This is a genomic window from Shewanella sp. SG44-2, from assembly GCF_014164215.1.
Taxonomy (GTDB): domain Bacteria; phylum Pseudomonadota; class Gammaproteobacteria; order Enterobacterales; family Shewanellaceae; genus Shewanella; species Shewanella frigidimarina.
The window spans coordinates 14,359-35,054 of the sequence record NZ_JACJEU010000025.1 but is presented as its reverse complement, the minus strand read 5'-3'; the positions used below and the strand labels follow the sequence as shown (position 1 = coordinate 35,054).

Genomic DNA, 20,696 nt, shown 5'->3' with positions numbered 1-20,696 from the left:
GGTTGTTTTATCAACCCAGCATGCGAACGAATTTGAGTGAGAAAGATTATGGACCAAGCAAAAAACAATACCGACCGTATGGCAGCCGAGATCCAGCTGCACGGTGTAAAAGAATATTTAGCCTTACAACAAAACAAAGGCTTACTGCGTTTTTTAACTTGTGGCAGTGTCGATGATGGTAAAAGTACCTTAATTGGACGTTTACTGCATGACAGTGCGCAAATCTATGAAGATCAGTTAGCGAGTCTAAAAAGTGACAGCGCGAAGATGGGCACTACAGGTGAAGCCATTGACCTTGCGTTATTGGTCGATGGTTTACAAGCTGAGCGTGAGCAAGGTATTACTATTGACGTGGCTTATCGTTATTTCTCTAGTGAAAAACGTAAGTTCATCATTGCTGATACTCCTGGTCATGAACAATATACTCGTAACATGGCAACGGGCGCATCTACCTGTGACTTAGCGGTTATTTTGGTTGATGCACGTTATGGTGTCCAAACCCAAACTAAACGCCATGCCTTTATTGCATCATTATTAGGTTTACGTCACTTTGTTGTTGCCGTGAATAAGATGGATTTGGTCGGTTTTGACCAAACTGTATTTGAAAAGATTCAAGCCGATTTTACTGAATTTGTTAAAGGTGCTTGTGATACAGAAAATGGCGGTGATTTAGATATTCGCTATGTGCCGTTATCTGCCTTAAATGGCGACAACGTGGTTAACCGCAGTACGCAGTGTGATTGGTATAAAGGTGGCACATTACTTGAACTACTTGAAACTATCGATACCCAGCGCGAACTGAGCGATCTACCGGTGCGTTTCCCTGTGCAATACGTATTACGTCCTAACTTAGATTTTCGTGGTTTCTCTGGCACATTAGCATCAGGAATCATTAAAGTGGGCGATGAATTAGTTGCATTGCCATCAGGAAAACGCAGTAAAATAGAGCGTATTGTGACTTTTGATGGTGATTTGCAAGAAGCCGTAGCAGGCCAAGCCATTACCATAACCCTTGAAGATGAGATTGATATTTCACGCGGTGATTTATTGGCTCACCCAGCTACTGCACCAGAAGTTGCTAACCATATTGTTGCTGATATGGTGTGGATGGATGAAAAACCATTACAGATCGGTCAATTATATGATGTGAAAGTCGCGGGTAAGAAAACTCAAGCCGTCGTGAGCGAAATTGAATATATTACTGATGTGAACACGCTTGAGCGCAGTGCTGCAAGCTCATTAAGTTTAAATACCATTGCCCGAGTAAAGTTAGATTTAACTGAATCGATTGTGTTAGACGCTTACAGCTTGGTACGTGATACTGGCGGGATGATTTTAATCGACAGATTATCTAATGCTACCGTTGCAGCGGCCATGGTTGTCAGTGGACATCAAGGCGATAAGCAAACCAACACTGAGTTTAGTGCATTTGAAGTCGAGTTTAATACGTTAGTGCGTAAGCATTTCCCGCATTGGAATGCTCGCGATATTAGCGTGCTTGGAAAATAAATAATGAGCGAAATATGGTTGTTAGCGATTATCTTGTTAGCACTGGTCGGTGGGCTTCTTGCTGGGCTTGCAACACCGGCCGCCATGTTTTTCTTCGCTTCATTACTTTGTTATATCCTCGGGCTAGTTGATTTAAATGTAGCCCTTGGCAGCTTTACTAATAACGGACTAATCACTTTGGTGCTGTTGGTGCTGGCTGCCACAGCTCTCGAGAAAACCTCATTACTGGGCAAATTAAGCCAAGTGATAGGGAAAGGCTCGTTATTTTCTACCCTGGCTAAGTTAGGTATATCGACGGCGTTGTTGTCGTCGTTTACCAATAATACAGCTGTTGTAGCATCGTTAATTGGCGTTGTGCGTCGTAATCAAGCGCATGCTCCTTCTAAGTTATTGTTGCCATTAAACTATGCTGCAATCCTCGGTGGTACGCTTACGCTCATTGGTACTTCTACCAATTTGATTGTTAACTCATTTGTTGAAAATGCTGGCCTTGAACCTCTGGGGTTTTTTGAGTTTTCACAAGTTGGTGCATTAGTTGTCATAAGTGGTTTAGTCGTGTTGACCATAATGGCTAATTTTTTACCCGATAGACGTGAAGAGTCCGAAGATGAAGCATTGCCTTATCTATTGGAAGCCCATGTTGCTAAAACCTCTACTTTAGTGGGTAAAAGTGTCATTGATAACCGTTTGCGCGCACTTAAAAAACTCTACTTAGTTGAATTAGAACGCAGCGGTATACGTATTTGCCCTGTGCCACCACAAATGGTGCTGCAAGCCGATGACGTTTTGCGTTTTAGTGGCGCGGTTGAGTCGGTTGAGCTATTGCATCAGTTTGATGGTTTAGAGTGGTTTGGTAAGCAGCATGCTAAAGGCCAAAATTTGGTTGAAGCGGTTTTAGCGCCATCATCAAGTTTAGTTGGTACAACCTTAAAAGATTCGCGTTTTCGTGAAGTCTTTGATGCAGCCGTAATGGCTATTCGTCGTGGTCATATTCCGTTAAAAGGCGGACTAGGCGATGTGGTGCTACAACCCGGTGATGTGTTACTGCTCACGCCTGGCGATCGTTTTTCTAAGAGCCCTAATTTAACCAGCGACTTTGCTGCAGTTAGCGGCTTAGATTTAAGCGTTCGTTTAGATGAAAAACGCGGTAACTGGGTGCTTGTTGGATTTGCATTAACCATTTTGGCCAGCATTTTTGATGTATTACCTTTAGCCAAAGGCTTAGTTTTATTATTACTCAGCTACGTGGCGATTGGCGCGATAACCTTAAGTGAGCTTAAACGTCGCTTCCCGTTAGAACTGGTGGTGATTGTAGGCAGTGCCTTAGGCTTAGCTAACTTAATGGTCACAACCGGCCTAGCAGACGTCATGGCGCAAACTTTATTGAGTGTGTTTAATGGCTATGGTGTGTTTGCCGCCTTTGTTGGGATTTATCTGATTACGTTAATTGTCACCGAGTTGATAACTAACAACGCTGCTGCAGCACTGGCGTTCCCGGTGGCTTATGCGGTCGCGACCAGTTTTGGTGTTGATCCTCGGCCGTTTATTATGGCGGTGGTATTTGGTGCAAGCGCGAGTTTTATTTCGCCTTACGGCTATCAAACTAATCTCATGGTATTTAATGCCGGTAATTATAAATTCAGCGATTTTGTGCGCTTAGGTTTACCGTTATCCATCGTATATTCATTAGTGGTTATTTTTTCGATCCCGTATTTCTTCCCGTTTTAACAAAGAATTTTAGTGTGGTGTAACAACCATTCGATAGGAGTAGTGATGAGTAATATTGTTTGGCATCAACATGCCATTGACCAAGCTGCCCGTGGCGCCCAAAAAGGCCAAAACCCAGTATTGTTATGGTTTACGGGATTATCTGGCTCGGGTAAATCAACCCTCGCAGGCGCATTAGAACGAGCGTTATTTGAGCATGGTTTCCATACCTATTTACTTGATGGTGATAATGTTCGTCATGGTCTGTGTAAAGACTTAGGCTTTAGCCTTGAAGATCGCGATGAAAACTTACGTCGTGTTGGTGAAGTGGCTAAGTTAATGGTTGATTCAGGCTTAGTGGTGCTGTCGGCATTCATCTCGCCAACACGTGAAGAACGTGATCGCGTCCGGGCATTATTTCCACAAGGTCAGTTTGTTGAAGTCCATGTGTCTACACCATTGAGTGTGTGTGAATCGCGAGACCCGAAAGGCTTGTACGCTAAAGCTCGCAAGGGAGAAATTACTAACTTTACCGGTATTTCATCACCTTATGAAGTGCCAGAGTCTGCGGAGTTAACCATTGATACCAGCAAAGGTGATCTGGATACTCAGGTACATGGTTTACTGGCCTACTTAAAAGCGATTGATGTGCTTAATCCACCAAGAGAAATTGCTGGTGCAGGGATTTAAACGGCACTAAATCGACAATTAAATTGATAACCAAATCGACAACTAAATCGAGAAGAACAAAAGGGCTGATGTGTTATATAACATCAGCCCTTTTTTATTATTGAGTCTCTGTTGCTGCAAGCGCTTAAACACTGAGCATTTGTGATCGATTATACCAATACTTGTTTGAGCACTCTTTGCCAGTTTTCACCCATAAAACGATCGCGATCGGTAGATTTGAAACGGGCTTTTTTCAAGGCATCGTCGATGCGGCTCATGCGGTCGATACTGTTGAGCTCTGGTATCACTACATGCTTGGGTTCAACGTCAAAACCTAATACATTTTTGTCTTCTAAGCTGTGCCACCACTCAAGGTACTCTTTTATCCCTTCGCTATTATTGTTATCTAACGCTAATAGGTTTTCTTGACCACGCAGTGGGAAATCATTGGCGATGGCTACGCAATCAAAGCCGCCCACTTTAGCAATATAAGCAAGTTGCTTTATGTAGTCTTCTATCGTTGGAATTGGCTTGTTGGTGAGCCAAAAACTCATCATGAACACCCCAAATACTCCGCCGTTATCGCCAATGGCACGGATAACTTCATCGGGTGAGCAACGGGCATTGTTGACAATAGCGCGCGCAGCACCATGGCTTTGCACTACAGGAGACTGGCTGGCTTTTATTGCATCGAGGGCCGTTTGGGCGCTTGAGTGACTGACATCAATAAGAATGTTTTTCCGATTAAGCTCTGTTATGAGCTCGCGCCCAGCGGTGGTTAATGGAGTATTTAAACTATTTAAGCCATTATTATCTAATGCACCACCGGCATAACGATTACCATAATGGTGTGTCAGCTGCAGTACCCGTAAACCCTGTTGATGCAAATTATCTAGTTGTTGCCATTCATTACTTAAACCGTCATTTTCAACACAATCAGCGCCTTGAATTTGAAAAAACACCGCGGTTTGTTGCTGTGTTTTAGCTTTACTAATGTCAGTACCTGTAAGCCCTTGCAGGTACACGTCTGGATTGGCTTTTACCGAATTAGCCGCTTGGGTAATACTGTTGATGCAGGCTTCATAAGTGCGTTTGTAATTTTTAGTGCCATCAGCTTGTTCAATGGTTTCAATCGCCGAGACATCGGCGATAAAGGCGTCGAGTTTTGAGGCTTTAACATCATTGATGTCGGTCGGTAAAAATGATAAACCATCAATGTATAAACGACGTGGTTTAGCGGCCCATGCAGGAAATGAGCTTAAAGGGCTTAATAATGTGGCTGCTCCAAGGCCTTTTAACATATGACGGCGAGCTTGGTTACAGACTTTTTGGGTCATTATTATTCCTTAGTGTTGGCAAGTATTTCAGGTACCAACATCTTGTGTATAGGCAACGATGGCTTGCGCTAACGCAGTTAAACCATTGGTACGAGATGGACTTAATTGGCCGCTTAATCCGAGACGGTCAAAATACTGTTTTATATCAAATTGTTGTATTTGCTCGGTGGTTTTACCTTGGCAGGCGACCAGTAACAATCCAATTAAGCCTTTTACAATACGTGCATCGCTATCGGCCAGATAAAAATGTCGGCCATTTAGCGTGTAATGGTACAGCCATGCTTGGCTTTCACAGCCTTTAACTTGTGCATCCGCCTGTTTAAATTCCGGCGCGAGAGGCGGTAATAATTTTCCCAATAACATTATCTGGCGGTATTTATCTTGCCAGTTATTGGCTTGCTCAATGAGGTTAACTGCTTCAACTAATTCATCCGATAAAGGCGAAAATAACTGCGGTGAAGGTGCGGTGCTTGGGTTTAACATGGTAGTTCAATTAACCTCGGCTGTAGATAATAGATGTATCTGGATCAGCGTGTTGTACTTTAACACTATAACAATAACTCTTTTACAGTATTAAGTGCATGAATAAATTGATCAACATCTTGCTTATTAGTATAGATGCCTATTGATGCACGGCAACAGCCGCCTAAATTAAGGCTGGTCATTAGCGGCATAGCGCAATGATGACCACAACGAACGGCCACAGCTTGTTGGTCGAGTAAAATCCCCACATCTTGGTGATGTTCACCTTGCAGATTAAAAGCCACAGCACCAATATTATGGCGTTGACCATCAGCGCAGTGCTTATCACCAGAGTGCTTATCATTGGCAATACCATATAATTCGATAGCGCCAAGTTGTTGCAGTTGCTGCTGTAAATAGCGCAGCAATTGTTGTTCATGTGCAAGTATTTGCTCGCGTGGCAATTGCTGTAAAAAATGAATTGCAGCCCCTAGGCCAATCACTTCTGCGATAGCGGGCGTTCCAGCTTCAAGGCGATTTGGTAACGCGCCAAACTCAGTCTGCTCAAAACTCACTGTTTTGATCATCTCGCCGCCAGTGAGCATTGGGGTTAATTTATCGAGCTCTGTATATCGACCATATAAAATTCCCACCCCTGTTGGGCCATACATTTTATGGCCTGAAAACACATAAAAGTCACAATCAATTAGTTGTACATCAACAGGCAAATGGGCAATGGCCTGAGCACCATCAACCAAGGTTAGTGCGCCGACGGCTTTGGCTTTTGCGACTAGCTCATTGACTGGGTTTAATGTGCCCAAGGCATTTGACACATGGCTTAGGGCAACCACTTTAGGTTTTAGGGCTAATAATTGATCAAAAGCGGTTATATCCATTTGCGCGTCTGTTGTCAGTGGGATCGGTTTGATCACCGCGCCGGTGCGCTTTGCCAGTTCCTGCCAAGGAACAATATTGGCGTGGTGGGCTGCGGTATCAATTAATATCACATCATTTGGCTTGATCTGTGACGTCAGTCCGTAGGCCACCATATTGATCGATTCTGTGGTGCCGTGGGTAAAAATGATTTCGTCTTGACGCTGGGCGTGGATAAATTCAGCCACTTGTAGCCGAACCGATTCATATTGTTGAGTTGCCCTTGCAGATAATTGATGCGCCGCACGGTGCACATTGGCGTTGTTGAGTTGGTAGTACTCGGTCATAGCATCAATGACCGCTTGCGGTTTTTGGCTAGTGGCTGCGGTGTCTAAGTAACACAGAGGATGATCGCCAATGGTCTGTTTAAGCGCCGGGAATTGATCGCGCAATGCTTGATGATCAAATAAAACAGCAGACGATAATGACAATGCAGGCTTCATAAATAAGGGTTTCTGTATTAAAAAGAAAAGGCATCAAGATCTTCAGTGATCTTGATGCCTAATGCAAGGCTTTGTGGCAATAAGCCTAATGACGCGAGCTTACGGACAAGGGAAACGATATAACGCCGATAACTCGTTAATTCTGCCCATCAACTCAGCAGATAAGCTGACTTTATGACTGTCGATGTTTTGCTTTAATTGATGTAAATCGGTGGCTCCAATAATGTTAGCGGCGACAAATTTGCGGCTATTTACAAACGCTAAGGCCATTTCGGTGGGAGATAAACCAAACTCACGGGCCAAATCGATATAAGCTTGCGTCGCTTCCAGTGCCATTGGGGTACTGTTGTAGCGGGCAAAACGTTTAAATACCGTTAAACGCGCGCCTTCAGGCCACTGATTATTTTCGTATTTACCGGTTAAAGCACCAAAGGCTAACGGCGAATAAGCTAATAACGGCACTTCTTCACGATAACTGATTTCAGACATGGCGATTTCGTAGCTGCGATTAAGCAAGTTGTAAGGATTTTGCACACTGATAATACGTGGTAAATCATGCTTTTCAGCTAATTTAAGGTATTTCATAAAGCCCCAAGGGGTTTCATTAGAAATGCCGATATAACGCACTTTACCTTGCTTAATGATTTCTGCTAAGGCTTCAAGGGTATCTAAAATAGGCGTGTAGTGCTCTTCTTCATCGTGTTCATACATCATTTCGCCGAAGAAATTAGTGTTTCTATCTGGCCAATGTACTTGATACAAATCGATAGTATCGATTTGTAAGCGCGCTAATGAGTCATCAACGGCTTGATGGATGTTGCGCCAGTCCAGAGCCATATCTTTACGGATGTAATCACCTTTACCACCAGGCGCAGCTACTTTAGTGGCAATCACTAAATTGTCGCGATTACCTTGCGCTTTGAGGTAGTTACCAATGATGCGTTCGGTTTCACCCTGGGTTTCGGCTTTAGGTGGAACCGGGTACATTTCAGCGGTATCAATAAAGTTAACGCCTTGACCAATAGCATAATCGAGTTGAGCAAAAGCGTCGGCTTGAGTATTTTGTTCTCCCCAAGTCATGGTGCCGAGGCAGATTTTACTCACCTCAAGGTTAGAATGCGCGATACGTTGATATTCCATGATCATCCTCCTATGGAATGTGCTTAATCTGAGGCTACCAAGCTTTTGCATCGTTGCAAAGCGCTATAATAAAGTCGTAGCAAAACAGCTTAAAAAACAATCTAATGCAGCTATTTTTGGAGAATAATAGAATAGTTTATGCGCTATAACTTCATTATCATCGCGATTTCGCAGGCATCGTGACCAGTTTCGCCTAAATGCTGACAGTGACTAAAGCCCAGTTTTTCATAGAGTGCTAGTGCTTCAACTAGCACTGCCGTGGTTTCTAAATACATTGATTGATAGCCTTGTTGCTTGGCGTACTCAATACATTGACGGGTTAATGGCTTCGCCATACCTTGACCACGTATAGCGCGAGAAAAATACATTTTTTGTAATTCACATACGCCGTCATTTTTTGCTAATGGCGCAATTCCAGCGCCGCCAACCACTTTGCCTTGATACTCAATCACCCAGTATTGTGAACCTTCAGCTTGATATACCTCACTTAAACAGTCGAGGGTTTTATCGGCTACGCTAAAGCCTTTGTCTGGGGTTAACCCATATTCTGCAGACACTTCACGAATAACCGCTGCTAATGCGGCATCGTCATGTGCTTGTAATGTTCTAATCAAGGGGGCTTGCAAGTTGTCTTTGGTTGCATTTGCTTGCTGATTTTCAGTCATTAAATAATTCCGCATTGATAAAAGGAGCCATTGCCAGCACTAATGCTTGGGTATAAATGCTTTCGCGGGTGGCTAAACCTCGAGTGAGCAAGCCAATCGCGCCACCTTTTTGTTTAATATTATGAGTGTTAAATACTCGATCCATTACTTTGCCAAGTTCTTCACCTGCTTGTAAAGCGTTAAAAATTGACTGTGGCAACGGCAAGTTAGCGCTACGACCAACAGATAATATGCCGTTATGGATAATGGCCATGTAAGCAAAGGTGGCTGGGCTGTGATCAAACTGATCGACTCCGCCTTCCATTGCCACATAAAAGTCAGCATGTTGATCGACTACTTTTGCATTGGCTTGGCAAAATTGAGCTCGGTTGATGGCACCCAATTTAGTTTCTGCTTCGGTCATGGGTTGGTCTGCCACCAGTGATGGTGCATGCATGCCAGTACAATCAATATGAACATCAGGGAAATATTGTCCAATAGCCTGTTTTGCAGCATTGATTTTAACTGGGTTGGTTGAACCAACAATGATAGTTAACGTTTGTGGTATCGCAGTAAAAGTTGGCATAGGGTTATGTTCTTATTTGTTTGAGTTAACCATGTTGGGCACAGTAGTGAAGTTAACCACATTGTAAGGGATTTTAACCATTTGGGGTTTGATGACGTAGTTAATTTTAGTACTGATAATTGTAACTTGTTGTAAATAATGATTTTGTTTAGTTGGTATGAAACCTGCTAAATGATTGTTAATTGCCGCTAACTCATACAAACATCAGTTAACTTTGTTAATAACATCTGTTTAGTGGGCTAAGCTTATTTTTATCCTCATAAAAGGAATTAATCTTATGTCTATTCGTATCGCAACCATTAGTGTCACGGTCGGGCTTATTCTAGGTGCCACCCTATTTGGTGCTTCGCAAAGCGAAGCCGAGTCTGTATTTACGTCATCGTCAGAGCAAAACAATACAAATCTTAACTTAGTAAAACAGCAATTAAATCTTGATGCTGGATCATTAACTGAGTTAGTCGCCAATACTGGCGCCGGCAAGTTAACAATTGTCGGGGTTGAAGGCTTAAAAGAAGTTAGCGTGCATGCCGATATTTACACCCAATCATTGGATCAAGATGACATCGAAATTAAGCTCAGCTTGACCCGAAAAGGTGATAAGGGCTATTTATTATCAGAAATACACAGTGATCACTATTTCGGTGAATCACCTTATATTGATTTATTGGTAGAAGTACCAGCGGCGCTCGCATTGAATATTAAAGACGGTTCAGGGCCCATCCAAATAGATGATGTTAGTGCGGATATTGAGTTGATCGATGGCTCTGGCAGTATTGTGATGAACCACATTGGCAAATTGGTATTAGTTGATGGTTCAGGCTCTATTAATATTAGCGAGGCTAAAGGCGCGATTGAGTTGCAAGATGGCTCGGGATCTATTCGCATTAACCATGTTATTGGTGATGTGAGTATTGAAGATGGTTCGGGTTCAATCAAGGTTAATCAAGTCTCCGGATTGGTTAAGATAAATGATGGTTCCGGTGGCATTGATGTGGCTAACACCAAAGGTTTGACCATTGTTAATTCTGGGTCTGGTAGTGTCGATTATCAAAATATCGATGGTCCACTAACCCTAGACTGATGCTCATCCACATTAAGCTCAGGTAAATCAAACTTAAGCTTATTTGATCAAGATGTTCAAGTTAACTGCAACTGCAGCACGCAACATGCTTTTTTGTTTCAAAGCCAAGTTTAATCATGGCATTATGCAGGCACGTTATTAGTGAAGTTAGCATTGTTGAAGTAAGAGTTAATCATGGCAAAGAAGTTTTACGTAGTATGGGCCGGTCGAGAAACGGGTATTTTTACCAGCTGGGATGTTACCAAACGTTCAGTTGATAAATATCCGCAAGCCAAGTACAAATCCTTTGCTACAGAAGCAGAAGCCAAAGCTGCATTTGCTAAATCTCCTGCAAGCAGCATAGGCAAAAGTGTGCCAGCTAAAGCGGCTGGTCGTTCATCGACAAAGGCTGCAGGGGCTGGAACATCAACCAAGACTCTTAGCGCGAATCAAGCAGTGCTAAGCCAATTTGATGTGGTTATTTACACCGACGGTGGTTGCGAACCCAACCCAGGTAAAGCGGGTTCTGGGATGGCAATATACCGCAAAGGCGAGTTAGTCGAATTATGGTTTGGTTTGTTTAATCCTAATGGCACCAATAATACTGCCGAGCTCAATGCGCTGCATCAAGCATTAATAGTGGCTAAAAAGGTCCTAGACGCGGGTGAAACCGTGCAAATCATGAGTGACTCACAATATTCGATTAAATGTGTTTGTGAGTGGGCATATGGTTGGAAAGCCAAAAACTGGACTCGAAAAACCGGTGAAATCGCCAATCTAGAAATCATCAAACAAGCACATGAGCTATACGATGCAATGAAAGACGATTTAGTGCTTCAACATGTTGCCGCCCATATTGGTATTGAAGGTAACGAGTTGGCTGACAGAATGTCGATTCATGCGATTGATCAGCAGCACAAAGAGTTTAGTCAATTTACTGCGCCACTGGATATCAGTAAAATTCTCGCGTTGCGAACAGGCTAGTTATTGGCAAAATCCTCCCTGAACGCGTTAGATTCCTTGGTCAATAAACCTAAAAAAGCCGGATTTTTCCGGCTTTTTTGTGCGTGATTTACGACTACTTACGATTAATTACTTAGTATTTTCTTCGTACATTAAATAATGGCTTTGCTCCATCCCTAAAGACTCATAGGTTTTTTGGGCAGCTTTATTGTCATGCTCAACATATAAACGGAAACTGGCGGTGCCACCGTTTTCTGCTGCTAAGTCTTTCACCGCTTGATAAAGCTTGCCATAAATACCCTGACGACGATTCTGTGGACGGATATACACACTCTGGATCCAATAATAATTACTCGCGCGCCAGTCACTCCACTCATAGGTGACCATTAACGAACCGGTAATTTCTCCATCAACTTCGGCGACTAAATATACCCCACGTTCAGGATGAGTAAGTAGTCCTTCAACACCGCGAGTCAATTGCTCAGTGTCTAATGAAAGGTTTTCGGTTTCCATTGCCATGGCTTGGTTAAACTGAACTAGGGATTGTAGGTCGGCATGTTGGCCAATTCTTATTGTCATGGTTTTCTCGTTTTTATAGGATGATCTGCAGTTATCATAACGCGACACTCAATAAAAGTATTGGCTTGTTGCGTCAGAAAATGTGTACGAAATGAGTTAATGCTCCAATATTTATGGCTTTAAACGAGATGAAAGATCAAGTTCTATAACGGTCAAACTCATCAATACAAAATCAACATTTTAATGCCAAAAACAAACATATCAATATTGCTTAACCCGCTTGATAGGGTGATTACAACTCCACAATAAAACAGCTGAGTTATATTTGTTCAATATAAAAACTCTCAAATGTTGGTTTTTTCAGTATAAAAAAGGCGAAAAATAATCATATTGTCGATGTTGTTTGCCGTGTTTTTATACGGATTAACACTGCTAACACTTGGCGTTACGCCAGTCTGTGCGTGGATCAGGGCTTACTTATTTACGGTCCTCCACTAACGTATAATTGAAATTATTGTGACGATGCAGTAATGTGACGCCACGACAATTTAGATCTATGTCACAAACTGCATAAATTGATGGAGATAATTATGAAAGTTGCTGTATTGGGTGCCGCTGGTGGTATTGGCCAGGCTCTAGCTTTACTGTTAAAAACTCAACTGCCTGCGGGCTCAAAGTTGTCTCTATATGACATCGCTCCTGTTACTCCTGGTGTAGCGGTTGACTTAAGTCACATCCCAACAGATGTAGAAGTAAAAGGTTTTGCTGGTCAAGATCCTACTGATGCATTAGTTGGCGCAGACGTAGTGTTAATGTCTGCTGGTGTTGCGCGTAAGCCTGGTATGGATCGTTCAGATCTATTCAACATCAACGCTGGTATCGTGCGTAACCTAATGGAAAAAGTGGCTGTAACTTGCCCTAAAGCATTAGTGGGTATTATTACTAACCCAGTTAACACTACTGTAGCGATTGCTGCTGAAGTATTAAAAAATGCCGGTGTTTATGACAAAAACCGTTTATTCGGTATCACAACACTTGACGTTATCCGTAGCGAAACCTTCATCGCTGAGCTTAAAGGCTTAAACGTTGCTGACGTTAAAGTTAACGTAATCGGCGGACACAGCGGTGTGACTATTCTTCCACTACTTTCTCAAGTTGAAGGTGTTACTTTCACTGATGAAGAAGTTGCAGCAATGACAACTCGCATTCAAAACGCGGGTACTGAAGTTGTTGAAGCTAAAGCCGGTGGCGGTAGCGCAACATTATCAATGGGCCAAGCTGCATGTCGCTTTGGTTTATCATTGGTACGTGGTCTACAAGGCGAAGCTAACGTTGTTGAGTGTGCCTATGTTGACGGCGGCAGTGAGCACGCTACATTCTTCGCACAGCCAATCCTACTTGGCAAAAACGGCGTAGAAAAAGTATTACCTTACGGTGAAATCAGCGCATTCGAAGCTAACGCTCGCGATGCAATGTTAGACACCCTTAAAGGTGACATCAAATTAGGCGTTGAATTTGTTAAGTAACTAACAAATCGATGGTCTAAAAAACGCGAAGCCAAGGCTTCGCGTTTTTTTTTGTTTTAAAATGCCTTGCATCTAGCATCTAGCATCTAGCATTCAGCATTCAGTATCTAGAATCTCACCAACTAATCTCTTTGCCTTGCCAATCTAAGTAACTGGCTTAGCCGTTGGGCTCAATATCGGCCATGATGTTATACAGCTGGCTGGCGACAAATTCTGGGGTAAAAAGCTTGCCTGCGGGTACGTTAGCCTGAAAGGGTTTTGATAATGGTGTGTCAGTAGTGCCTGGATGAAACGCGATAAGTTTGACTCGTTTAAGGCGTCTGGCATATTCAACCGCAGTGGTTTTGATTAGCATGTTTAATGCGGCTTTTGACGCACGGTAACCATACCAGCCGCCGAGGCGATTATCTGAAATGCTGCCCACTCGGGCACTTAATATGCTGATCACACATTTTTGTTCGCCAGTGACTTTATGACGCGGTAGTGACAATAATGAGGTGAGGGCGCTTAGCCATAACATAGGCACAATACTGTTGGCATAAAACAACTGTTCTAACGATAGTGCATCAATATCCTCAATGCGTTTCTCTGGCATTAATGTTGAATCTTTAGCCGAATGAGGCCCTAAAGTTGAATCAGCACTTTGCGGGTTTTTACTGTGCAAAATACCATTACACATCACTATTCGTGTCACTTTGCCTGCAATGGCCGCTATATTGGTAACACATTGTTCTATTGAGGCTTGCTGATAATCACAGCTGAAATGATGATGGCTAATATTGTCCGTAAGCTCATGTAGTATCAAATTATTTTGGCGGCTAACCGTAATGATTTGTAGCGGCGAAGTATCATGCCTGTTTGACTGCTGGCTTGATGCTTGCTGAATAACTGCTTGATCAGTATAGGCTTGGTGAGTAAAGGTTTTGGTAATAAAAGCTTGGGCAATTAGCGATGACGCGCCAATCACAATAATGGTTTCTGTTGTCGTTGAATCGCTCATGCACTTTGCCCTTACTTTATTTTACAGTTACCGTTATCACAGCGTTTTTGACCTGTAAGCAAATAAGATATACGGTAACGATTACGGGCAAAGGCCAAATACGCGAGGTCAGCAACAGGTTTAATCAGCGGTAAACGTAATAACTTTATCCAACCATGTTTACCGGTTAAGCCCCAAGCTTTAGCTGTAACATCTAAACCATACAGCCAGCTACCATCAGCTTGTAATCCATGTAGCACCGTATTGGCGTGCACTACATCTAAATCAGGAAAACGCAGATTAATATCAGCAGCGTTAATGTCTTCAAGGCCGATGCGGTTTAAATTGTCATGATGCTTTAATTGCTTCATTTCATTGAGGCACAGTGGGCAGGTGCCATCGTAAAAAATAGTCAGTTCCATTATTTACCTCTTTTATGCCAATGCTTACTAAACACACATTTTTAATGCTTATATTGACTATTGTACGCCCCAAACTCCAAGTCAGTTTACATTTGTTTCCATGATCGCGATTACACACAAATTACCGAGGTTTATGATCTTTTTATTGCATCTTGGCGTATATCATCAAAACAATTCACAAGGGCTCAATAATGCCATTAAGCCAAGCCATTATTAAGGTCACCAATTTACGCTTACGTACGTTTATTGGGTTTAACCAAGACGAACGCGAAAAGCAGCAAGACGTGGTGATCAATATCGAGATCCATTATCCAGCCGATCGATCGTTTCAAACCGACGATGTTGCCGATGCGCTAAACTACAAAGTAATCACCAAAAAAGTGATTCAGCATGTCGAAGAAGGCCGTTTTTTATTACTGGAAAAATTGGTTGCCGACGTATTAGATATTTGCCGTGAGCACCCAACCGTTACCCTGGCCAGAGTCACCATTGATAAGCCTCATGCATTGCGTTTCGCTGATTCAGTGTCGTTATCTTTAGAATACCAAAGCTAGCCAACCTATTATTTAAGGATGTTATTATGACGACCATTAATGACATAACTCGCGCAGAGTTGTCTGCAGAAGCATTAAAAGTACAACAAGCGTTAGTCGCCCATGGCCTTGAAACACCGTTAGTGCCAAGTAACATGACCAGCGAGCAAAAATACCAGCGCATTAAAGGCTTAATGACCGAAGTTGTGTCGACGTTAGGGCTAGATTTAACCGATGACAGCTTAGCCGAAACTCCGCACCGCATTGCCAAAATGTACGTTAACGAAATTTTCTCGGGTCTCGATTATGCTAATTTTCCAAAAATCACTCAAATCGATAATAAGATGGGTGTTGAAGAGATGGTAAAAATTAGCAATATCAGTTTGGTGAGTACTTGCGAGCATCACTTTATTACTATCGATGGTTTCGCCAAAGTGGCTTATATTCCCAAAGATAACATTATCGGCTTATCGAAAATTAACCGAATTGTGCGATTTTTTGCTCAGCGTCCACAAGTGCAAGAGCGCTTAACTCAGCAGATTTTAGTCGCGCTGCAAACGTTGTTGGCGACCGATGATGTTGCAGTGAGCATTAACGCCACCCATTACTGCGTAAAATCTCGTGGCATTATGGACACCTCGTCAAGCACACAAACCACTGCACTTGGTGGCTGCTTTAAGGCCAATCCTGCTAGCCGAGCCGAATTTTTAGCATAACTTTTAGCATAACGTTTAGCATAACGTTTAGGCATAGCTCGCCTAAACTCGGGATCGCTAGCGCCACAGCATGATTTTTAATAATGACTTCACATCGTGAGGTCATTTTTTATAAACACTATCGATTGTCATTATTACGCGCTAGGATGGCTTTTAGTCAGATTCGAATGGTTTGCTTTGAGATAACCATCTAATTTAATTATGATAAAGGCTCAATGTATCAGAGCTGAAAATAAAGAGAGCATTATGGAACGTACAATACTGATCACCGGCGTAGGTAAACGCATAGGTTATGCACTGGCCAAATATTATTTGGCTCAAGGTCATCATGTCATTGGCACTTATCGCACCCATTATGACAGCATTGAACAGCTCGGTAAGTTGGGCGCGAGTTTACATTCATGCGACTTAACCGATCCGGCATCTATTGATGGATTAATTACTCACATCAATGAGCATCATGCTCGCCTCGATACCATTATTCATAATGCGTCAGACTGGTTACCCGATAACAGCGGCTTAAGCCCTGCCGATACGATGATGCGGATGATGCAAATTCACGTATCAGCGCCGTATCAAATCAATCTCGCCTTAGCGCCATTACTGATTAGCGCCGCTAAAAGCAATGACGACAGTATTGGTGCCAGTAACATTATTCACATTACCGATTACGTTGCCGAAAAGGGCAGTAAAAAGCACATCGCCTACGCCGCCAGTAAAGCAGCATTGCATAATATGACACTGTCATTTGCCAGTTTATTAGCCCCACATGTCAAAGTGAACTCCATTGCTCCTGCGATGATTTTATTTAATGAAGATGACGGCGAGACATACAAAGCCAAGGCATTGGCTAAAGCCATATTGCCCAAAGAAGCTGGTAATGCGGAGATTATTGCTTTAGTCGACTACTTGCACACCAGCCATTATGTTACCGGCCGCAGCTACGCCGTTGATGGCGGCAGGCATTTAAAATAATCCATACAACGCCAAGCGCTAATGTGCGGGGCAATGTTGACGTTAATTTGTTATAGACTTCTAGATGGCTAATTGGTAGTGTGGATATTAATCAGTATCCACACTCGCTATTATCGAAAGGAAGTCACTATGTCTGCAGAAAACATGAAGCTGGAATCATTGGCGCTACATTATGGCTACGAGTCTGAAGCTACCACCAAAGCCGCTGCGGTGCCGATATACCAAACCACCTCATATACCTTCGATGATACCCAGCACGGTGCCGACCTGTTCGATTTAAAAGTGGCAGGCAACATCTATACCCGCATCATGAATCCTACTACCAGTGTGTTAGAGCAACGCTTAGCCGCCATTGAAGGCGGTATCGGTGCACTGGCTGTGGCATCTGGCATGGCTGCGATTACTTACGCGATTCAAGCATTAACCCAAGTGGGCGACAATATTGTCAGTACCAGCCAGTTGTACGGCGGCACGTATAACTTATTTGCCCATACGCTGCCACGCCAGGGCGTTGAAGTCCGTATGGCGGCGTTTGATGACTTTGGTGGTCTCGACGCATTAATTGATGACAACACTAAAGCGCTATTTTGCGAATCGATTGGTAACCCAGCAGGTAATATTGTCGACTTACAACGTTTGGCCGATATTGCCCATAAACACGGAGTGCCATTAATTGTAGATAACACTGTAGCGACGCCAGTGTTGTGCCGCGCATTTGATCATGGTGCCGACATTGTTATTCATTCGCTCACTAAATACATTGGCGGCCACGGCACAACCATTGGCGGGGTGATTATTGACTCGGGTAAATTTGACTGGGTTGCCAACAAAAAACGTTTTGCGATACTTAACGAACCTGATCCGTCTTATCACGGTGTGGTGTATACCGACGCATTTGGACCCGCCGCTTATATTGGCCGATGCCGCGTAGTGCCACTGCGTAATACTGGCGCAGCCTTGTCACCACACAGTTCATTTTTGTTACTTCAAGGCTTAGAAACTTTAAGTTTACGTATGGAACGTCATTGCAGTAATGCGCTTACGCTAGCCGAATATCTACAGCAGCACCCAAGCATTAGTTGGGTAAATTACGCAGCTCTTCCAGACAGCCCACACCATGCAACCTGCCAAAAAATTACTGGCGGTAAGGCCTCAGGTATTATTAGTTTTGGCATTAAAGCCGACAACGCAGAAGCCGGTAAAATTGCTGGTGGTAAGTTTATTGATGCACTGCAAATGGTGCTACGTTTGGTCAATATCGGTGATGCTAAATCGTTAGCTTGTCATCCAGCCAGTACCACCCATCGCCAGTTAGACAGTGTCGAATTAGCTAAAGCCGGAGTATCAGAAGATCTAGTGCGCATATCGGTGGGTATTGAGCACATCGACGACATCATTGCTGATGTTAGCCAAGCGCTTGATAAGGCGATTGTGTAAGCCCATTTTTAGTCTAATCAGTTAACTAAAAAGCCTCATCAATAGCGTTTATTGATGAGGCTTTTTATTACGAATCGGTAGCTATTTTAAATAGCTAATCTTCTCGTTGGGGTAATAATCACTGGCAAAGGAATATCCCAAAAATCGGTAGGAACTTGGCTGACTTGCTGGCAGTCGTGGGCAAAGCCAATGGCTAATGGCTTATTATCAATAACTTGAGACAAGGTGCGATCGTAATATCCGCCGCCCATGCCCATACGATTTCCGTGTTCATCAAAGGCGACTAGCGGAGTAATGATCATATCAAGCTTATCGACGGTAATGACATGCTGCACATTGAGTTGTGGCTCGCTAATTCCATATTGGTTGTTAACCATCACAGAATCGCGATCGTAACGCACAAACAACAAATTACCCTTACTAAACGGATGAATACGCGGCAAATAGAGATTAATGTCGACATCCCATAACGCTTCAATCAGTTTTTGAGTGGCAAGTTCACCATCGTGAGTGACATACAAGGCAACATGCTGAGCCGACTGCGCCTGAATTTCGGCTAACATATGACGGCTAGCAATTAAGGCTAATTGATTTTGTTCTTCATCGCTGAGGCTATTACGTTCTTGTCTTACATGGCGACGAATATTATCGCGGCTCATGCCGACACTATCAAATACGGGGTCTTCGAGTTCTGTTGGTGTGGCAAAATAGCTGATGCGTGCCGAAGATGTTGACGTAACTGGACGATTGTCTTTGTTAGTCATAAAGCGTGTGATTGACATAAAATTAGAATGCTCCCCAAAATACCGCTGCCGGCGCAGCCCTTGAACCGTAGGTTCAAGGCGGGTAAATGTTCATCTCCTAAGGCTTCTCGGTATAATCCGAGCATGCACAATGTTAACGAAAGCATTCACCCTGGGTTTGTAATTATCGGCACAGGGACTTAACCAACGAGCAAATATCCCAGGGAGCAAAACAGGGTAGAATTAAGCAATGCTTAGTTCTGAAATCTTAGTTTAGCCTTCCTAGCGGCTTCGTTCAACCAACGATGTTTCCAACGTTGACTGTAATAACGAAATACGCTCATCCATTTGCGCCATATATTGTTTATTTTTTTGTTTTTCTTCAAACAATTCATTGCCAATGTTCAGTGCTGCCATAATGGCTAACTCTTCACGGCTTAAATTATTAGTACGCGACTTCAAGGTTGTCAGTTGGTTTTCAACTTCTCTGGCAACAGTGCGCAAAGCATCTTCGCGTCCTTTTGGACATGCGATAGAGTAGGTGCGCCCTAATAGGGTAATATCAACTGCACTGTTACTCATAATGTTGCCTCAGATCCTTAGTCAGTTCGCGAACTATATAGGGCTGAATTTAAAAGAGCAAGGCAACAGCATCCCTTTTTAACTATTTGCTGTTTGTGTGAACAAATCCGCTTCAGTCTAGGCATAATTTGGGCACAATACACACTAGCATTTGGAGCATCATACTAACTCTGCTAGCATTGAAGCAGATATTGCGTTATTAGGAATTTACCATGGCAATCCCACCTTCATTATGTATTGAAAAACTAAAACAGGCCTTAGATTACGCTGAAGTCGGCCAGCATCCAGTAGAAGTGCATGGGGCGCTTGTTGGGATTATTTGTGGTGGTGTAAAGCAAGAAAATTTAGCTTGGCTCAAGCCGTTAGTTGAATTAATGAACGACGGTCAACCGCTAGAGCCAAACTTACAACAGCTGATCAGCGATTTGTATCAAGACACAGTGGCACGCTTAGTCGATTTCGAATTTGGCTTTACTCTTTTATTACCAGAAGAAGAAGCGTCACTGAGCGATCGCGTTGAAGCGTTAGCCTTGTGGACCCAAAGTTTTTTAACGGGTATTGCCATCATTCAACCTGAGCTAAACAAAGCGTCAGCCGATGTGCGAGAAGTGATTAAAGACCTTGCTGATATTGCCCAGGTAGAATTTGATGTTGGTGATGACGAAGAATCAGAAGTTGCCTACGAAGAGCTGCAAGAGTTTGTCAGAATGTCAGCTATTTTATGTTATTCAGAGTTTGGCTTAGACATGCCTTTGAATGACACCGATGAGCATTCTACTTTTCACTAACATTTTGGTATAGGCAGCAACGC

General features: G+C 43.1%; 22 protein-coding genes and 1 other RNA gene. 11 read left to right on the top strand and 12 right to left on the bottom strand.

Annotation, left to right across the window (positions count from 1 at the left end; translation table 11 throughout):
* The first annotated feature begins 48 nt into the window (after window positions 1-48).
* From cysN to cysC, 3 genes are read left to right on the top strand one after another with little or no spacing between them, the layout of a single operon-like run.
* Entirely contained in the window at window positions 49-1,509 is a 1,461-nt protein-coding gene (cysN, locus tag H5181_RS15990) for a sulfate adenylyltransferase subunit CysN (RefSeq protein WP_182751508.1), read from the top strand.
* A gap of 3 nt (window positions 1,510-1,512) precedes the next feature.
* Entirely contained in the window at window positions 1,513-3,237 is a 1,725-nt protein-coding gene (locus tag H5181_RS15985; protein ID WP_011638624.1) for an SLC13 family permease, read from the top strand.
* Between the two features lie 45 nt (window positions 3,238-3,282).
* Window positions 3,283-3,906, top strand: coding sequence for an adenylyl-sulfate kinase (gene cysC / locus H5181_RS15980; RefSeq protein ID WP_059745569.1), 624 nt, complete (start codon window positions 3,283-3,285; stop codon window positions 3,904-3,906).
* A gap of 149 nt (window positions 3,907-4,055) precedes the next feature.
* On the opposite strand, the gene H5181_RS15975 is transcribed toward cysC, so the two are convergent.
* The 6 genes from H5181_RS15975 to yjjX form a co-directional block, all read right to left on the bottom strand.
* Complete coding sequence (locus tag H5181_RS15975; RefSeq protein ID WP_059745570.1) at window positions 4,056-5,222, bottom strand: membrane dipeptidase; 1,167 nt, start codon at window positions 5,220-5,222, stop codon at window positions 4,056-4,058.
* A 27-nt stretch (window positions 5,223-5,249) separates the two neighbouring features.
* Window positions 5,250-5,705, bottom strand: a complete 456-nt coding sequence (locus H5181_RS15970) for a SufE family protein (RefSeq protein WP_182751507.1) — start codon at window positions 5,703-5,705, stop codon at window positions 5,250-5,252.
* Window positions 5,706-5,770: 65 nt separating this feature from the next.
* The gene (locus H5181_RS15965; RefSeq protein WP_182751506.1) at window positions 5,771-7,060 is read right to left on the bottom strand and encodes an aminotransferase class V-fold PLP-dependent enzyme; all 1,290 of its coding nucleotides are present in this window, start codon (window positions 7,058-7,060) and stop codon (window positions 5,771-5,773) included.
* Window positions 7,061-7,159: 99 nt separating this feature from the next.
* Window positions 7,160-8,200 carry an NADP(H)-dependent aldo-keto reductase gene (locus H5181_RS15960; protein ID WP_182751505.1) on the bottom strand — a complete coding sequence of 347 codons (1,041 nt, stop codon included), beginning with the start codon at window positions 8,198-8,200 and terminating at the stop codon, window positions 7,160-7,162.
* Window positions 8,201-8,343: 143 nt separating this feature from the next.
* Entirely contained in the window at window positions 8,344-8,865 is a 522-nt protein-coding gene (locus tag H5181_RS15955; RefSeq protein WP_182751504.1) for a GNAT family N-acetyltransferase, read from the bottom strand.
* A complete protein-coding gene (gene yjjX, locus H5181_RS15950) occupies window positions 8,858-9,430 on the bottom strand; it encodes an inosine/xanthosine triphosphatase (protein WP_182751503.1) in 573 nt (190 codons plus the stop codon). Before yjjX ends, H5181_RS15955 begins: the two co-directional genes overlap by 8 nt.
* Window positions 9,431-9,707: 277 nt before the next feature.
* Between yjjX and H5181_RS15945 the strand changes: the two genes are divergently transcribed.
* Both H5181_RS15945 and H5181_RS15940 read left to right on the top strand, forming a co-directional pair.
* Window positions 9,708-10,511 (top strand): hypothetical protein, encoded by an 804-nt coding sequence (locus H5181_RS15945; RefSeq protein ID WP_123776503.1) that lies wholly within the window; start codon window positions 9,708-9,710, stop codon window positions 10,509-10,511.
* A 174-nt stretch (window positions 10,512-10,685) separates the two neighbouring features.
* On the top strand, window positions 10,686-11,474 hold the full coding sequence (locus tag H5181_RS15940; RefSeq protein WP_182751502.1) for a ribonuclease H family protein: 789 nt from the start codon (window positions 10,686-10,688) through the stop codon (window positions 11,472-11,474).
* 108 nt (window positions 11,475-11,582) lie between these two features.
* Here H5181_RS15940 and H5181_RS15935 read toward each other — a convergent pair whose 3' ends face one another.
* Window positions 11,583-12,032, bottom strand: coding sequence for a GNAT family N-acetyltransferase (locus H5181_RS15935; protein ID WP_182751501.1), 450 nt, complete (start codon window positions 12,030-12,032; stop codon window positions 11,583-11,585).
* A gap of 530 nt (window positions 12,033-12,562) precedes the next feature.
* Here H5181_RS15935 and mdh point away from each other — a divergent pair.
* Window positions 12,563-13,498, top strand: coding sequence for a malate dehydrogenase (gene mdh, locus H5181_RS15930; RefSeq protein ID WP_011638612.1), 936 nt, complete (start codon window positions 12,563-12,565; stop codon window positions 13,496-13,498).
* A 157-nt stretch (window positions 13,499-13,655) separates the two neighbouring features.
* Here the strand turns inward: mdh and H5181_RS15925 are convergent, their stop codons facing one another.
* Both H5181_RS15925 and H5181_RS15920 read right to left on the bottom strand, forming a co-directional pair.
* A complete protein-coding gene (locus tag H5181_RS15925) occupies window positions 13,656-14,498 on the bottom strand; it encodes an SDR family NAD(P)-dependent oxidoreductase (protein ID WP_182751500.1) in 843 nt (280 codons plus the stop codon).
* Between the two features lie 11 nt (window positions 14,499-14,509).
* Window positions 14,510-14,899 carry a thiol-disulfide oxidoreductase DCC family protein gene (locus H5181_RS15920; RefSeq protein WP_059745580.1) on the bottom strand — a complete coding sequence of 130 codons (390 nt, stop codon included), beginning with the start codon at window positions 14,897-14,899 and terminating at the stop codon, window positions 14,510-14,512.
* 191 nt (window positions 14,900-15,090) lie between these two features.
* Between H5181_RS15920 and folX the strand changes: the two genes are divergently transcribed.
* The 4 genes from folX (at window position 15,091) to H5181_RS15900 (ending at window position 18,560) form a co-directional block, all read left to right on the top strand.
* The gene (folX, locus tag H5181_RS15915; protein WP_011638602.1) at window positions 15,091-15,453 is read left to right on the top strand and encodes a dihydroneopterin triphosphate 2'-epimerase; all 363 of its coding nucleotides are present in this window, start codon (window positions 15,091-15,093) and stop codon (window positions 15,451-15,453) included.
* 26 nt (window positions 15,454-15,479) lie between these two features.
* Window positions 15,480-16,148 carry a GTP cyclohydrolase I FolE gene (gene folE, locus H5181_RS15910; protein ID WP_182751499.1) on the top strand — a complete coding sequence of 223 codons (669 nt, stop codon included), beginning with the start codon at window positions 15,480-15,482 and terminating at the stop codon, window positions 16,146-16,148.
* Between the two features lie 246 nt (window positions 16,149-16,394).
* The gene (gene folM, locus H5181_RS15905) at window positions 16,395-17,123 is read left to right on the top strand and encodes a dihydromonapterin reductase (RefSeq protein ID WP_123883330.1); all 729 of its coding nucleotides are present in this window, start codon (window positions 16,395-16,397) and stop codon (window positions 17,121-17,123) included.
* A gap of 144 nt (window positions 17,124-17,267) precedes the next feature.
* Complete coding sequence (locus H5181_RS15900; protein ID WP_182751517.1) at window positions 17,268-18,560, top strand: O-acetylhomoserine aminocarboxypropyltransferase/cysteine synthase family protein; 1,293 nt, start codon at window positions 17,268-17,270, stop codon at window positions 18,558-18,560.
* Between the two features lie 86 nt (window positions 18,561-18,646).
* On the opposite strand, the gene H5181_RS15895 is transcribed toward H5181_RS15900, so the two are convergent.
* The 3 genes from H5181_RS15895 to H5181_RS15885 form a co-directional block, all read right to left on the bottom strand.
* Window positions 18,647-19,342, bottom strand: a complete 696-nt coding sequence (locus H5181_RS15895) for a 5-formyltetrahydrofolate cyclo-ligase (protein ID WP_182751498.1) — start codon at window positions 19,340-19,342, stop codon at window positions 18,647-18,649.
* Between the two features lie 9 nt (window positions 19,343-19,351).
* Window positions 19,352-19,533, bottom strand: a non-coding RNA gene (ssrS, locus tag H5181_RS15890) — 6S RNA.
* Between the two features lie 52 nt (window positions 19,534-19,585).
* Window positions 19,586-19,885: a cell division protein ZapA gene (locus H5181_RS15885; RefSeq protein WP_011638594.1), complete on the bottom strand. Its 300-nt coding sequence runs from the start codon at window positions 19,883-19,885 to the stop codon at window positions 19,586-19,588.
* A gap of 212 nt (window positions 19,886-20,097) precedes the next feature.
* Here H5181_RS15885 and H5181_RS15880 point away from each other — a divergent pair, with 212 nt between their 5' ends.
* Window positions 20,098-20,673, top strand: coding sequence for a UPF0149 family protein (locus tag H5181_RS15880; protein ID WP_011638593.1), 576 nt, complete (start codon window positions 20,098-20,100; stop codon window positions 20,671-20,673).
* The last annotated feature ends 23 nt before the right edge of the window (window positions 20,674-20,696 follow it).

Coding starts and splice junctions, on each gene's coding strand:
- folX (WP_011638602.1), top strand. CDS start 15,091: ATGCCATTAAGCCAAGCCATTATTAAGGTCACCAATTTACGCTTACGT.
- cysC (WP_059745569.1), top strand. CDS start 3,283: ATGAGTAATATTGTTTGGCATCAACATGCCATTGACCAAGCTGCCCGT.
- H5181_RS15920 (WP_059745580.1), bottom strand. CDS start 14,899: ATGGAACTGACTATTTTTTACGATGGCACCTGCCCACTGTGCCTCAAT.
- H5181_RS15975 (WP_059745570.1), bottom strand. CDS start 5,222: ATGACCCAAAAAGTCTGTAACCAAGCTCGCCGTCATATGTTAAAAGGC.
- H5181_RS15970 (WP_182751507.1), bottom strand. CDS start 5,705: ATGTTAAACCCAAGCACCGCACCTTCACCGCAGTTATTTTCGCCTTTA.
- folM (WP_123883330.1), top strand. CDS start 16,395: ATGGAACGTACAATACTGATCACCGGCGTAGGTAAACGCATAGGTTAT.
- folE (WP_182751499.1), top strand. CDS start 15,480: ATGACGACCATTAATGACATAACTCGCGCAGAGTTGTCTGCAGAAGCA.
- H5181_RS15945 (WP_123776503.1), top strand. CDS start 9,708: ATGTCTATTCGTATCGCAACCATTAGTGTCACGGTCGGGCTTATTCTA.
- cysN (WP_182751508.1), top strand. CDS start 49: ATGGACCAAGCAAAAAACAATACCGACCGTATGGCAGCCGAGATCCAG.
- H5181_RS15935 (WP_182751501.1), bottom strand. CDS start 12,032: ATGACAATAAGAATTGGCCAACATGCCGACCTACAATCCCTAGTTCAG.
- H5181_RS15955 (WP_182751504.1), bottom strand. CDS start 8,865: ATGACTGAAAATCAGCAAGCAAATGCAACCAAAGACAACTTGCAAGCC.
- yjjX (WP_182751503.1), bottom strand. CDS start 9,430: ATGCCAACTTTTACTGCGATACCACAAACGTTAACTATCATTGTTGGT.
- H5181_RS15965 (WP_182751506.1), bottom strand. CDS start 7,060: ATGAAGCCTGCATTGTCATTATCGTCTGCTGTTTTATTTGATCATCAA.
- H5181_RS15960 (WP_182751505.1), bottom strand. CDS start 8,200: ATGGAATATCAACGTATCGCGCATTCTAACCTTGAGGTGAGTAAAATC.
- mdh (WP_011638612.1), top strand. CDS start 12,563: ATGAAAGTTGCTGTATTGGGTGCCGCTGGTGGTATTGGCCAGGCTCTA.
- H5181_RS15880 (WP_011638593.1), top strand. CDS start 20,098: ATGGCAATCCCACCTTCATTATGTATTGAAAAACTAAAACAGGCCTTA.
- H5181_RS15900 (WP_182751517.1), top strand. CDS start 17,268: ATGAAGCTGGAATCATTGGCGCTACATTATGGCTACGAGTCTGAAGCT.
- H5181_RS15925 (WP_182751500.1), bottom strand. CDS start 14,498: ATGAGCGATTCAACGACAACAGAAACCATTATTGTGATTGGCGCGTCA.
- H5181_RS15985 (WP_011638624.1), top strand. CDS start 1,513: ATGAGCGAAATATGGTTGTTAGCGATTATCTTGTTAGCACTGGTCGGT.
- H5181_RS15940 (WP_182751502.1), top strand. CDS start 10,686: ATGGCAAAGAAGTTTTACGTAGTATGGGCCGGTCGAGAAACGGGTATT.
- H5181_RS15895 (WP_182751498.1), bottom strand. CDS start 19,342: ATGTCAATCACACGCTTTATGACTAACAAAGACAATCGTCCAGTTACG.
- H5181_RS15885 (WP_011638594.1), bottom strand. CDS start 19,885: ATGAGTAACAGTGCAGTTGATATTACCCTATTAGGGCGCACCTACTCT.